13 protein-coding genes and 1 pseudogene are annotated in these 13,405 nt (G+C 71.2%); 9 read left to right on the forward strand and 5 right to left on the reverse strand.

Annotated elements, in window-relative coordinates; translation table 11 throughout:
* Together Val02_RS30880 and Val02_RS30885 are read right to left on the reverse strand one after the other, a co-directional pair.
* Window positions 1-734: pseudogene (locus Val02_RS30880) on the reverse strand (glycogen debranching enzyme); the annotation flags it as partial.
* A gap of 52 nt (window positions 735-786) precedes the next feature.
* The gene (locus Val02_RS30885; protein ID WP_203902776.1) at window positions 787-1,791 is read right to left on the reverse strand and encodes a LacI family DNA-binding transcriptional regulator; all 1,005 of its coding nucleotides are present in this window, start codon (window positions 1,789-1,791) and stop codon (window positions 787-789) included.
* 111 nt (window positions 1,792-1,902) lie between these two features.
* Here Val02_RS30885 and arfA point away from each other — a divergent pair, with 111 nt between their 5' ends.
* The 6 genes from arfA to Val02_RS30915 are packed head-to-tail and all read left to right on the forward strand — an operon-like array spanning window position 1,903 to window position 8,365.
* Entirely contained in the window at window positions 1,903-3,414 is a 1,512-nt protein-coding gene (gene arfA, locus Val02_RS30890; protein ID WP_203902777.1) for an arabinosylfuranosidase ArfA, read from the forward strand.
* A 42-nt stretch (window positions 3,415-3,456) separates the two neighbouring features.
* Window positions 3,457-4,773, forward strand: a complete 1,317-nt coding sequence (locus Val02_RS30895; protein WP_203902778.1) for an ABC transporter substrate-binding protein — start codon at window positions 3,457-3,459, stop codon at window positions 4,771-4,773.
* Window positions 4,774-4,776: 3 nt separating this feature from the next.
* Window positions 4,777-5,640 carry a carbohydrate ABC transporter permease gene (locus Val02_RS30900; RefSeq protein WP_203902779.1) on the forward strand — a complete coding sequence of 288 codons (864 nt, stop codon included), beginning with the start codon at window positions 4,777-4,779 and terminating at the stop codon, window positions 5,638-5,640.
* Window positions 5,640-6,458 carry a carbohydrate ABC transporter permease gene (locus Val02_RS30905; protein WP_239153460.1) on the forward strand — a complete coding sequence of 273 codons (819 nt, stop codon included), beginning with the start codon at window positions 5,640-5,642 and terminating at the stop codon, window positions 6,456-6,458. The genes Val02_RS30900 and Val02_RS30905 overlap by 1 nt, the downstream gene beginning before the upstream one ends.
* 4 nt (window positions 6,459-6,462) lie before the next feature.
* Window positions 6,463-8,172 carry a glycoside hydrolase family 43 protein gene (locus Val02_RS30910; protein WP_203902781.1) on the forward strand — a complete coding sequence of 570 codons (1,710 nt, stop codon included), beginning with the start codon at window positions 6,463-6,465 and terminating at the stop codon, window positions 8,170-8,172.
* Window positions 8,173-8,224: 52 nt separating this feature from the next.
* Window positions 8,225-8,365, forward strand: coding sequence for a hypothetical protein (locus tag Val02_RS30915; RefSeq protein ID WP_203902782.1), 141 nt, complete (start codon window positions 8,225-8,227; stop codon window positions 8,363-8,365).
* Window positions 8,366-8,369: 4 nt separating this feature from the next.
* Here Val02_RS30915 and Val02_RS30920 read toward each other — a convergent pair whose 3' ends face one another.
* The 3 genes from Val02_RS30920 to Val02_RS30925 form a co-directional block, all read right to left on the reverse strand.
* The gene (locus tag Val02_RS30920) at window positions 8,370-8,567 is read right to left on the reverse strand and encodes a hypothetical protein (RefSeq protein WP_203902783.1); all 198 of its coding nucleotides are present in this window, start codon (window positions 8,565-8,567) and stop codon (window positions 8,370-8,372) included.
* Window positions 8,568-8,676: 109 nt separating this feature from the next.
* A complete protein-coding gene (locus tag Val02_RS48330; RefSeq protein WP_275415631.1) occupies window positions 8,677-8,802 on the reverse strand; it encodes a hypothetical protein in 126 nt (41 codons plus the stop codon).
* Window positions 8,803-8,806: 4 nt separating this feature from the next.
* The gene (locus tag Val02_RS30925; protein ID WP_203902784.1) at window positions 8,807-9,496 is read right to left on the reverse strand and encodes a hypothetical protein; all 690 of its coding nucleotides are present in this window, start codon (window positions 9,494-9,496) and stop codon (window positions 8,807-8,809) included.
* A 278-nt stretch (window positions 9,497-9,774) separates the two neighbouring features.
* On the opposite strand from Val02_RS30925, the gene Val02_RS30930 reads away from it, so the two are divergent.
* From Val02_RS30930 to Val02_RS30940, 3 genes are read left to right on the forward strand one after another with little or no spacing between them, the layout of a single operon-like run.
* On the forward strand, window positions 9,775-10,887 hold the full coding sequence (locus tag Val02_RS30930) for an alpha/beta hydrolase family protein (protein ID WP_203902785.1): 1,113 nt from the start codon (window positions 9,775-9,777) through the stop codon (window positions 10,885-10,887).
* A 21-nt stretch (window positions 10,888-10,908) separates the two neighbouring features.
* Window positions 10,909-11,421, forward strand: coding sequence for a peptide deformylase (gene def / locus Val02_RS30935; protein ID WP_203902786.1), 513 nt, complete (start codon window positions 10,909-10,911; stop codon window positions 11,419-11,421).
* A gap of 11 nt (window positions 11,422-11,432) precedes the next feature.
* Window positions 11,433-13,400: an APC family permease gene (locus Val02_RS30940; protein WP_203902787.1), complete on the forward strand. Its 1,968-nt coding sequence runs from the start codon at window positions 11,433-11,435 to the stop codon at window positions 13,398-13,400.
* The last annotated feature ends 5 nt before the right edge of the window (window positions 13,401-13,405 follow it).

A 13,405-nucleotide genomic window follows, 5' to 3' on the forward strand; every position in this document is an offset into this window, starting at 1 on the left:
GACCCGCCCGCGCCGTGGAACGACGCGTAGTCGTTGTGCGGGGCGAAGAAGCCGATCGTGTTGTAGCCCCAGTAGTTCGACAGCCCCTTCTCCACGAGTCCGCTGTCGTGCACGAACTGGTGCACCGGCATCAGCTCCACGGCCGTCACACCGAGCTGCTTCAGGTACTTGATCATCACCGGGTGGGAGAGTCCGGAGTAGGTACCCCGCACGTCGGCCGGGATCCGGGGATGGTTGATCGTGAGGCCCTTCACGTGCGCCTCGTAGATCACCGTCTGGTGGAACGGGATGCGCAGCGGGGTGTCGTTCGCCCAGTCGAAGAACGGGTTGATGACGACGGACTTCATCGCGTAGGGCGCCGAGTCGTCGTCGTTGTACGAGTCCGGGTCCCCGAACCGGTAGGAGAAGAGCGCCTCGTTCCACCCGATGCGCCCGTCGATCGCCTTGGCGTACGGGTCGAGCAGCAGCTTGTGCGGGTTGCAGCGCAGGCCGGCGCCGGGGTTGTAGGGGCCGTGCACGCGGTAGCCGTAGCGCTGGCCGGGCAGCACGCGGGGCAGGTAGCCGTGCCACACCAACGCCTCGCGCTCGGGCAGGTCGACCCGCGTCTCCGTACCGTCGGCGTCGAACAGGCACAGCTCGACCCGTTCGGCCACCTCGGAGAAGAGCGCGAAGTTGGTGCCGCCCCCGTCGTACGTCGCGCCCAACGGATACGGCACACCCGGCCAGATCTTCATCCCACCCACCGCCAAGGTTTACCAGTGAACCGGCCCACCCGCGACTCGAGGATCAGGCCGCTGTGCTCTCGCGCACGTGCAGCGTGTGCGGAACGGTGCGCTCGCCGGGCGGTGCGCCGTCGGGCGCGGCGATACGGGCGGCGAGCAGGTCGACGGCGAGGGCGGCGAGGTCCGCCTTGTCCGGGGCCACGGTGCTGAGCGTGGGCACCGAGTAGCGCCCGTCCTCGATGTCGTCGAACCCGGCGACCGCCACGTCGTCGGGCACCCGCAGCCCGGCGTCGTGCAGCGCCCGCAGGGCCCCGAGGGCGAGCGTGTCGTTGAAGCAGAACACCGCGTCCGGGCGGGCCCCGGACTCGAGCAGCGCCCGCATCGCGGCCGCGCCGTCCGCCCGGTGCCAGTGCGTCGCCGGCGCGATCAGGGTCGGGTCGACCGGCAGCCCGGCCGCCTCCAGCGCGGCGGTGTAGCCGGCCAGGCGCAGCCGCGCGGTGACCCCCTCGACGGTGTGCTGGGCGCCGATCGCGGCCACCCGTCGACGCCCAGTGCCGATCAGGTGCGCGGTCATGTCGTGCGCGGCGGCGACGTTGTCCACGGCGACGTGGTCCGCGCCGGCGTGGTCGACCCGTTCGCCGACGAGCACCATGGGCGTCGGATGAACGGCCGCCAGGTCGGCCCCGGTGAGCGCGAGCGGGCTGAAGACGAGCCCGTCGATCATGTGGTCCCGGATGCCGGAGGCGACCTCCCGTTCGCGCGTGGGATCGCCGCCGGTCTGGTCGATCAGCACCGTCCAGTCGTGCCGCGCGGCGGCGGCGACCACGTGTCGGGCCAGTTCGGCGAAGTAGGGCAGGTCCAGCTCGGGAACGGCGAGCGCGATCACGCCGGTGCGGCCGCGGCGCAGGTTGCGGGCGTTGAGGTTGGGCCGGTAGCCGAGCAGCTCGATCGCCTCCAGCACCCGGGCCCGGGTGTCGGGACGCACGTGCGCGTAGCCGTTGACGACGTTGGAGACGGTCTTGACGGACACCCCGGCGCGCTCGGCGACGTCCTTGAGCCGGTGCCGCACCGTTTCCCCCTAGAGATCGCGAACGAGGGGATGCTACCTCGCCACCGCTCTTTACAACGTTGTATTCAACGTTGTAAAACCTGTGCAAAGCAAGTCCGAGAGGAGCCCGGCTTGGACACGGCACGCGTGAGTATCGACCCGGCGTTCGCGATCGGGGACGTCGACCGGCGCCTGTTCGGCTCGTTCGTGGAGCACATGGGCCGCTGCGTGTACGGCGGCGTCTTCGAGCCCGGCCACCCCGAGGCCGACCCGTCCGGCCTGCGGGGCGACGTCCTGGCGCTGACCCGCGAGCTGGGCGTGTCCGTGGTGCGCTACCCCGGGGGCAACTTCGTCTCCGGCTACCGCTGGGAGGACGGCGTCGGCCCGGTGGGGGACCGGCCCCGGCGGCTGGACCTGGCGTGGAAGAGCATCGAGACCAACGCGTTCGGGCTGGACGAGTTCATGCGGTGGGCGCGCGCGGCGCGGGTCGAGCCGATGCTCGCCGTCAACCTCGGCACGCGTGGCGTGCAGGAGGCCTGCGACCTGCTGGAGTACGCCAACCACCCGGGCGGCGGCCACTTCTCCGACCTGCGCCGCAAGCACGGCGTCGAGCAGCCCTACGGCGTGCGGCTCTGGTGCCTCGGCAACGAGCTGGACGGCCCGTGGCAGGTCGGGCACAAGACCGCCGAGGAGTACGGGCGGCTGGCCGCCGAGACCGCCAAGGCGATGAAGCTCGTCGACCCGTCGGTGAGCCTCGTCGCCTGCGGCAGCTCCAACCGGGGCATGCCGACGTTCGCCGCGTGGGAGGCGACCGTCCTCGAGCACACCTACGACCACGTCGACTACATCTCCGCGCACACCTACTACGACCCGTCCGACGGCGACCGGGCCAGCATGCTCGCGTCGGCCGTCGACATGGACGCGTTCATCCGCGAGGTCGTCGCCACCGCCGACCACGTCGCCGCGAAGCAGCGGCAGCGCCGGCGGCTGAAGATCTCCTTCGACGAGTGGAACGTCTGGTACCAGGCGCGCCTGCAACACGACCTCGACCGGCGCGGCTGGGAGGAGGCGCCGGCCCTCATCGAGGACACCTACACGGCGCTCGACGCGGTCGTCGTCGGGGACCTGCTCGTCACGCTGCTGCGCCACGCCGACCGGGTCGGCATCGCCTGCCAGGCGCAGCTGGCAAACGTCATCGCGCCGATCCGCACGATCACCGGTGGGCCGGCGTGGCGGCAGAGCATCTTCCACCCGTTCGCGCTCACGGCCCGGCACGCCACCGGCACCGTGCTGCGCACCGAGCCGACCGGACCGACCCACGAGACCACCCGCCACGGGGAAGTGTCCACAGTGGACACCGTCGCCACGTACGACAGCGACAGCGGCGCGCTCGCGCTCTTCGCCGTCAACCGCGGCGACTCCGACCTGGTGCTCGACGTGGACCTGCGGGGCCTGCCCGGCCTCGCCGGCGTCGCGCACACCACCCTCGACGCGGGCGCCGCGCCCGACGCCGCCAACACCGCCGACGCACCGGAACGCGTCGTCCCGCGGCACGTCGGCGTCCCGGCGCTGGACGCCGGCCGCGCCCGGATCCTGCTGCCCGCCGCCTCCTGGAACCTGATCCGCTTCGCCACCGAGAAGTAGCCAGCCCGACCAGCTCGCCACCCCCCGCATAGGAGCACCCCCATGAGCACCCGACGTCACTTCCTCGCCCTCGGCCTCGGGGCCGCCGGCGCCACCGCCTTAGGACTCGCCGGCTGCGGCGACGATGACGACTCCGCCGGCACCGCGGCCGGAAACGGCGGCAAGGACTACACCGGCCCGAAGGTCACGCTCAACCTCTGGAACGGCTTCACCGGCGGCGACGGCGACATCTTCAAGAAGCTCGTCGACACGTTCAACGGCGAGCACGCCAACATCGCCGTCACCGTCGCCACCTACCGCTGGGAGGACTACTACGCCAAGCTGCCCGGCGCCGTCACCAGCGGCAACGGGCCGGACGTCGCCGTCATGCACATGGACATGCTGGCGACGTTCGCCGCGCGCAAGGTGATCGCACCCGTCGACGACGTCGCCACCGCACTCGGCCTCTCCGAGAACGACTTCGCGCCGACCGTCTGGAAGGGCGGCCTGTACAAGGACAAGCGCTACGGCATCCCGCTGGACATGCACCCGGTGGGCCTGTACTACAACAAGGCCCTGTTCCAGCGCGCCGGCCTCGACCCGGCGAAGCCGCCGCAGGACCGCGCCGAGATGGAGGCCGCCCTCGCGGCCCTGAAGGGCGCCGGCATCCAGGGGTTCTGGATCAGCCCGTTCCAGTTCACCGGCGGGATGACCGCCTACTCGCTCGTGTACCAGTTCGGCGGCGCGCTCTACAACGCCGACGCGACGAAGGCGACGTTCAACAGCGACGCCGCCGTCGAGGCGGTCAGCTGGCTGCGCAAGCTCGTCACCGACGGCCACTCGCCGGCCGACGTCGGGCAGGACGCCGACTACCTGGCCCTCAAGGCCGGCCAGAACGCCTTCAACGTCAACGGCATCTGGCAGGTGAACGACCTCAAGAAGAGCCCCGAGGTGCAGTGGGGCGTGGCGCCGGTGCCGCAGATCGGATCGAAGCGCGCGGTGTGGGCCAACTCCCACAACTTCGCCATCGTCCAGCAGAAGCGCACCGACGCCAACAAGGTGGCCGGCGCGAAGGTGTTCATCAACTGGCTGAGCCAGCACTCGCTGGACTGGGCGGCCGGGGGACAGGTGCCGGCGCGCCGCTCGGTGCTGGAGGACCCGAAGTTCATCGCGCTGACCGAGGCGAAGGCGCTCTCGGCCGAACTGCCCGACGCGGCCTTCCCGCCGGCGACCCCCGGCATCGGCGACGTGACGAACCTCTTCTACACCGCGTTCAACGAGGCGATCCTCGGCAAGAAGCCGCCGAAGCAGGCGCTCGACGACGGGGTGGCCAAGGCCGACAAGCTCCTCGAGGACAACCGCAAGAAGTACGGGGACTGAACGGTGCGCGCACGCGCGACGCCCTACCTGTTCCTCCTGCCGTACCTGCTGCTGTTCGGCGTCTTCGGCCTGCTGCCGATTGTGCTGGGCGGCTGGCTGAGCCTGCACCAGTGGGACTTCCAGCTGCCCAACAAGCCGTTCGTGGGGCTCGACAACTACCAGGAGCTCTTCACGCCCGACTCGCTGGTCTACGGCGACTGGTGGGAGAGCGTGCGGGCCACGGCCGTGTTCACGGTGGCGAGCGTGCCGCTGCTCGTCGCGCTGCCGCTCGGGATGGCGCTGCTGCTCAACCGCTCGTTCCCGGGCAGAACGTTCTTCCGGGCCGTGTACTTCGCGCCGTACGTGCTCGGCGTGGCCGTCATCGGGCTGCTGTGGCGCTTCCTGCTCGACGCCAACCTGGGCCTCGTCAACCACCTGTTCGGCATCGGCACGCCGTGGCTGACCGGGACGCCGTGGGCGTGGGTGTCGCTGGTCGGCGTGACGGTGTGGTGGACGTGCGGGTTCAACGCCGTCATCTACCTCGCCGGGCTGCAGGACATCCCGCGCGAGCTGTACGAGGCGGCCACCGTGGACGGCGCGACGGCGTGGGAACGGTTCCGCCACGTGACGCTGCCGGGCCTGCGGCCGGTGCTGCTGTTCGTCATCACGACGACGATCCTCGCGTCGGCGAACATGTTCGGCCAGTCCTACCTCATCACGCAGGGCGCGCCGGGCAACGAGACCCGCACGGTCGTCTCCTACATGGTCGAACTGGGACTGGCGCGCAACGACGCCGGCCGGGCCGCGGCGATGAGCGTCACTCTGGCGCTGCTGCTGGCCCTGGTGAGCGCCGCCAACTTCCGCATCTTCCGGTACCGGGAGGAATGATGAGGCGGATCCCGCTCTACGCGGCGCTGCTGGCGCTGACGGCCGTGTTCGTCGTGCCGCTGGTGTGGATGGTGCTGACGTCGCTGAAGACGTATCCGGTGGCGCAGCAGAGCCCGCCGGTGTGGCTGCCCGATCCGGTCTCCGACTACGGCTACGGGCGGCTGTTCCGGGCCGGCAGCCAGACGCCGGTGCACCGGTGGTTCGTCAACAGCATGCTGGCGGCCACGTTGCACGCGGCGCTCGTGGTCGCCACGGCGGCCCCGGCCGCCTACGCGCTGGCGCGGATGCGCTTCCGCGGCCGGCAGGCGGTCTTCGTGCTGGTCGTCGGGGCGCTGTTCGTGCCGCCGGCGACGCTCATCATCCCCAACTTCCTCATCGTGGACACGCTCGGCTGGCTGGACACCCTGACCGCCGTGGTGGTGCCGGGCGCCGCGAGCGCGTTCGGGGTCTTCTTCCTGCGCCAGTTCTTCCTGTCGCTGCCGCGGGAGCTGGAGGAGGCCGCGATCCTCGACGGCGCCGGCCCGTGGCAGGTGTTCGCGCGGGTGGTGCTGCCGCTGTCGAAGCCGGCGCTGGCCACGCTCGTCGTGCTGTCGTTCCTCACCAACTGGAACGACTTCCTCTGGCCGATCTTCATTCTGTTCAGCGCCGACCGGCTGACCATGCCGGCCGGGTTGGGGCTCCTCCAGGGCGCCTACATCACCGACTACCCGGTCGTCATGGCCGGTGCCGTGCTGGCCAGCGTTCCGGCGCTGCTGCTGTTCGTGCTCGCCCAGCGGTACGTCATCGAGGGCGTGTCGCGCAGCGGGATCAAGGGGTGAACCGATGAAACTGCCCGCCTTACTCGTGGCCGCGGTGCTCGGCGCGACCGGGGTCGTCCCGGCGTCCGCGCCGGTGCAGGCCCGACCCGCCACTTACCGCAATCCGGTGTCGGCCCCCGCCGCCGACACGTTCGCCGATCCCGCCGTCATCCGGGGGAACGACGGAAGCTGGTACGCCTTCGGCACCAGCGACCCGCTGCGGGCCGGTGAGACGACGCCGCGCCTGCTGCCGATCCTGCGTTCGCCGGACCTCGTGCACTGGACCTACGCCGGTGACGCGTTCACGGCCCGGCCGGCGTGGGCCGCCCCCACGGCCGGCCTGTGGGCACCCGACATCCGCCGCATCGCCGGCCGCTACGTCCTCTACTACACCGTCACCGACACGACGCTGAACCCCGGTGAGGACTCGGCGATCGGTGTGGCCACCGCCCCGACCCCGCTCGGCCCGTGGACGGACAGCGGCGCACCCGTGATCGCCCCGCGCGCGGCGCCCGGCGGCGGTTTCCTGTGGACGTTCGACCCGGCGCAGCTGACCGACACCGAGGGGCGTTCCTGGCTCTACTACGGCTCCTACTTCGGCGGCATCTGGACGGTGCCGCTGGACCCGGACGGGCTGCGCGTCGCCGGCACGCCGACGCAGGTGACGATCGACAACCGGTACGAGGGCGCCTACGTGGTGCGCCGCGCCGGCTGGTACTACCTGTTCGCCTCGGCGGCCAACTGCTGCGCCGGCCCGACCACCGGATACAGCGTCTTCGCGGGCCGGTCGCGGCACCCGGCCGGGCCGTTCACCGACCGGGCGGGCGCGTCCCTGCTGACCTCCCGGGTCGGCGGCACACCGGTGATCCAGCAGAACGGCAACCGCTGGATCGGCACCGGACACAACTCGATCGCCACCGACGCGGCCGGCCGGGACTGGCTGGTGTACCACGCGATCGACCGCGCCGCGCCGTACCTCAACGGGACGGAGGGCATCAACCGCCGCCCGATGCTCATCGACCCGCTCTCCTGGGACGGCGGCTGGCCGAGCGCCCGCGCCTCGGAGACCCCGCAGCCCGCTCCCGGCACGAGCGGCCGCCCGTCCACAGTGGACACACCACGGGTGGGGAGGGTGGATCGGCGCCACTCGGAGGAGTTCGACCGCACTGCCCTGAACGGCTGGACCTGGACGCGCCGCGACACCCGCGCGACGGTGACCGGCGGCGCGCTCGTCTGGCCCACCCAGGCGACCGACCTCGTCGGCCCGGAGAACGCCGCCGCGGTCCTCACCCGCCCGGCACCCGCCGGCGACTACGTGGTCGAGACGAAGCTGACCATCGACCTGGGCGTCGACGCGGTGCGCAACTACCAGCAGGCCGGGCTGATCGTGTACGCCGGTGACGACGACTTCGCGCGGCTCACGCACGTGGCGATCTGGAACACCCGCCAGATCGAGTTCGGTCGCGAACTGCCCTACGCCGGCCGCCTCTCCTACGGTGGCGCGGTCGAGGGCCCGCCGGCGACCACCACCTGGCTGCGCCTGGCGCACACCACCGTCCGCGGCGAACATCGCTACCGCGCCGGCTGGAGCACCGACGGGCGGCACTGGCAGTGGGGCGCGGTGTGGACGTTCGCGGCCGGGACGGCACCCCGCATCGGGCTGGTCTCCCAGGGCGGCGCCGCCGCCGACCCGCCGGCCACCGCGATCTTCGACTACGTGCGGATGTACCGATAAGTTCATCCGCCCCCGGATGCGGCACCGGCCGGGCACTGGTAGACCGGAGTCCATGCTGAAGAAGTTGGCTGCCCTGGCCGGTGCCGCGCTCGCCCTCGCACTCGTGCTCGCGTGCGGCGGCGGTGGGGACGACGACGATGACGACGATGACGACGACGGCATGGCGCGGGTGGTCGTGGTGAGCATGCGCTAGCCGCCTAACAGGCGCAGGTGCGGCGCAGGAGGGTCGGCGCGACCGGCTCCTGTGCCGCCGCGCGCACGTCCGCCAGCAGGCGATCACGCCGGCGTTCGTGCCGAGGTACGCCGCGGGCGTCGAGGTCGCCGTGAGCGCCGCCAGGGGCGGAACGCCCGCCCACCAGCAGTTCCAGCTCGTCGTGCAGGGCGAAGCCCGGCACCACGTAGGACGAGGAACGCGATCTGCCGGCGCGGTGAGATCATGATCACCGATGAGCGGGCTACGGGGCATCCTTCCCCGTCACCCTGACCCGGTTGGAGTGCAGATGGTCACGGGATACGACGCCAACCCCGCATGCCGATCACACCGGCAGCCCACACGATACGAACCGTCGTGGTGATGCGGCGGCCCCGCAGAATCTCCGCCGCCGCGTTCAGGCCGCGCAGGTTGGGCATCGCATCAGGGCATTCTGACCGTGAGCCGCAGAACGGGGCCTTCCGGAGGGTTGAACGGCAGGGCTACCAACGGAACCTCGAAGCGGTTGACTTTATTGATCAGCGCCTCGAGGAGATGCTGCTCTGCGACGTCGACCGTGTTCGGTTCACCGTTCTGCCCAGCCAGGCCCGACGTCGTGACCCCACCAAGGTCGTTGTGGCTGAGCTTGGCGGATGCCACGAAATAGCCGTCCGGGTGCTGGTGCACCCAGTACGGGACGAAGAGCGTGGCAATGCCCCGGAACCGGCCCCACATCCCGTCGATCCGGCCGACCAGCTGCTGAGCTTCGGCAACGATCGCGGCCTCCATGCGGGTCCGCTGCCTGTACCTCTCCTTGCTGGGCAGGTGGGGAGCGACACGTTCAGGTGTCCTGATGAGTTCCTTCAGGCGGGCGAGGCTCGCCTTGAGGTCAGCGATCTGCAGCTGCACCTGCTCCGCCTCGCCGCGGTCAAGCGGTCGCGACTTCACCGTGTTGGAAAACCAGCGCCGGCTGACCGTTACGTGCGCCATGCCTACCGCGCTGAGGTGGCACAATATCGACACAAGAGCACGGTCGACGTCCGCGACGCCCGGCAGATTCCCCGTCCCTGTGAGCAGCTGGCGAGCATCAACGACATCGTGCGCGACCTGCGCAGCGATGTCCAGGTTCTCCATCTGGGCAGGTTACTGCACGCAACGTCGTGACACGAGCATGGTCGATGTGAGGCTGTTCGAGGTGTTGTTCCCCGGTTGGCGTCGGTGCGGCAGACGACGCGGCGGTGCCCTGCGTGCGCAAGTCTGGCCGGTCGGGTCCATGACCGCTGCGAACGGCAGCTCGCCGACACCGCTGTGGCCGGTCAGGAGTACTGCGCCGCCGAAGGCCGTTGGTGCTACCCCCACTTAGGGGCCGGTCCCCGATGTGTTCTTCGCAAAGGTGCACCAGGGTCGGGAACATGCGAATACCGACGTTTGCGGCGGTGCTGCTCATCGCGGCCGTCATGGTGCTGGTCGCGCCCGGACCCGCGACCGCCGAGCCCACCGTCCACAGTGGATTGTCCCTGCCCCCGCCGACCGGCCCGTTGCACACCGCGCGTGCCGTGCGCCACCTCGTCGACGAGTCGCGCCCGGATCCCTGGGTGCCGACCGAACGCCGGCAGCTGATGCTCTCCGTCTGGTATCCGGCGCGGCACGACGACGGGCCGACCGCGCCCTACCTGAGCCCGGCGGAGTCCCGGCTGTTCATGTCGCGGCTGACGGCGCCGGGTGTGCCGCCGGAGATCCTGAGCACCGTCGCCACCCACTCCACTGTGGACACTCCCGCGAAACCGCGCCCCGGCGGGTGGCCGGTCGTGGTGCTCTCACCCGGGTTCAGCTTTCCGCGGGCGACCCTCACCGGGCTCGCCGAGGACCTCGCCTCGCGCGGGTACGTGGTCGTCGGCGTCGACCACACCTACGAGGCGTTCGGCGTCACGCTCCCCGACGGGCGGGTCACCGGGTGCGTGGCCTGCGAGGTGCCGGGGCTTTCGGGCGAGCGGGTGGCCGGCGGGCGGGCGCGGGACGTGTCGTTCGTGCTCGACCGGCTGCCGAGCCTCGGGGTGCCGGTGGATCCGCACCGGATCGCGATGGTGGGCCACTCGATGGGCGGCGCCGCCGCACTGGCCACGATGCTCGCCGATCCCCGCGTCGACGTGGGCGTCAACCTGGACGGCACCTTCCATCCCGCGTTGCCGCCGTCCGGCATGCCCAGGCCGTTCCTCATGATGGGCAACGAGGAGCACGGACAGCCCGGCGCGGAACCCACCCGGACCTGGGACACGACCTGGGCGAATCTGTCGGGCTGGAAGCGGTGGCTCAGCGTCACCGGGACCACCCACTCGTCCTTCACCGACCTCGCCGTCCTGGCCGACCAGCTCGGCCTCCCGATCCAGGAGCTTTCGGGGGAACGGGCCACCGAGATCACGCGGACCTACGTGGCCGCGGTGCTGGACCGCCACCTGCGCCGAATCCCGCAGCCGCTGCTCAACGGGGGGTCCCACCGGTATCCGGAGGTGATCTTCCAGCCCTGATCCGCGGGGTACGCTGCAGCGATGTCGTCGCAGGAGGGCCGGGTGCACCCGATCTCGTACTACGGCGACCCCGTGCTGCACCGCCGCTGTGCCGAGGTGCTCGTCTTCGGGCGGGGCCTCGGCACGCTCGTCGAGGACATGTTCGCCTCCATGTACGCCGCCGACGGCGTGGGCCTCGCCGCCAACCAGATCGGTGTCGACCTGCGGGTGTTCGTGTACGACTGCACCGACGCCGGCAACGTGCGCCGCATCGGGCACGTCGTCAACCCGGTGCTGGAGGCGACCGCCGGCGCCAGTTCGGACGAGGAGGGCTGCCTGTCCGTGCCCGGACCGCGCGCGGCGCTCACCCGGCCGGCGTCGGCGACCGTCTCCGGGTTCGACCGCACGGGACGGCCGATCACCGTGACCGGCACCGGCACGCTGGCCCGCTGCCTTCAGCACGAGACCGACCACCTCGACGGCACCCTCTACGTCGACCACCTCACACCCCGCCGACGGGCCGACGTGCTGCGTGAAGCGGGCTTTGCCGCTTAACTGGACAGATCATGAGCATCCAGTTGCCCGAACGGGTCGACAACCCGGAGCGGGCCCGCGCGAAGCCGCCCCGTGGCCGGCTGCCCCGCTGGCTCCTCGCGCACCGCGTCCAGCCCGCCGGCCCGGCCGCGGGCGAGGCGCACACCACCGAGCAGGCCTGGTGGAAGGTGATGTGCCTGACCGGCGTCGACTACTTCTCGACGCTCGCCTACCTGCCGGCGATCGCGGCGCTCGCCGCCGGCCTGCTCTCGCCGCTCGCGACGCTGCTCATCGTGGCACTGACCCTCTTCGGCATGCTGCCGATGTACCGGCGGGTCGCGAAGGAGAGCCCGCACGGCGCCGGTTCGGTGGCGATGCTGGAGGACCTGCTGCCGTTCTGGTGGGGCAAGCTGTTCGTGCTGGCGCTGCTCGGCTTCGTGGCGACGTCGTGGATCGTCACGATCACGCTCTCGGCCGCCGACGCCGGCGTGCACCTGCTGGAGAACCCGTACGCGCCGCACTTCGTCGAGGGCCACGCCGTGGCGCTCGTGGTGATCCTGCTGCTGGTGCTCGGCGGGGTGTTCCTCATGGGGTTCAACGAGGCGGTCGGGGTGGCCATCCCGCTCGTCGCCGTCTTCCTGGTGCTCAACGCCACGGTCGTCGTCGTGGGGCTGGTGGACATCGCCGGGTCGCCCTCCCGGATCGGCGACTGGTGGTCGGCGGCGGGCTCGGGCGGCGACGTGGTCGGGCCCGCGATCCTGGCCTTTCCGCTGCTGGTGCTGGGCCTGTCCGGGTTCGAGACCGGGGTCAGCATGATGCCCCTGGTGAAGGCCGAGGGCGCGGACCCCGAGGCGAAGCTCGCCGACCGCGTCCGCAACACCCGCCGGCTGCTCACGGTCGCCGCGCTGGTCATGAGCGCCTACCTGATCGCGACCAGCATCGTGACGACGCTGCTGATCCCGCAGGAGAAGTTCGCCGAGGGCGGTGAGGCCAACGGGCGCGCCCTCGCCTACCTGGCGCACGAACGCCTCGGCGAGATCTTCGGCACCGTCTACGACGTCTCCACCATCCTGATCCTGTGGTTCGCCGGCGCCTCCGCCATGGCCGGCCTGATCAACATCGTGCCGCGCTACCTGCCCGGCTACGGCATGGCGCCCGACTGGGCCCGGGCGGTGCGCCCGGTCGTGCTGGTCTACACGGCGATCAGCATCGTGATCACGATCGCGTTCGGCGCCGACGTCAACGCCCAGGCCGGCGCCTACGCCACCGGCATCCTCGCGATGATGGTCTCGGGCGCGTTCGCCGTCACGGTCAGCGCGGTGCGCCGCCGGCAGCGCCCCGCGATCGCCGGGTTCGGCACGCTCACGCTGGTGCTCATCTACGCCCTCGCCGAGAACATCCGCGAGAAGCCGGACGGGATCGCCATCTCGGCGATGTTCATCGCGGGGATCGTCGTCATCTCGCTGATCTCCCGGGTGGCCCGCACCACCGAGCTGCGCGCCGACCACATCGAGTTCGACGAGACGGCCCGCCGGTTCGTCGACCAGTCCATCGCCCACGACGGCGAACTGAACCTGGTCGCCAACCGTCGCAGCGCCGGCGACGCCGCCGTCGAGTACGACGCCAAGGAACGCGAACAGCGCGGCCTGAACCCGTTGCCGCGCAACGCCGACGTCATCTTCCTGGAGATCGACGTGGTCGACCCGTCCACGTTCCAGGGGGTGCTCGCGGTGCGCGGCGTCGAGGTCGAGGCACACCGGGTGCTGCGCGCGCAGGCCCCCGCCGCCCCGAACGCCATCGCCGCCGTCCTGCTCGCCCTGCGCGACGGGACCGGGGTCCGGCCGCACTGCCACTTCGAGTGGGCCGAGGGGAGCCCGCTGGTGCACATGCTGCGCTACGTCCTGCTCGGGCGCGGGGACACCGCTCCGGTGGTGCGGGAGATCATCCGCCAGGTGGAACACGACCCGGGTCGCCGTCCCGTCGTGCACGTCGGCGGATAGCGCCT

Source organism: Virgisporangium aliadipatigenens (genome assembly GCF_016863615.1).
In the GTDB taxonomy this organism is placed as follows: Bacteria; Actinomycetota; Actinomycetes; order Mycobacteriales; family Micromonosporaceae; genus Virgisporangium; species Virgisporangium aliadipatigenens.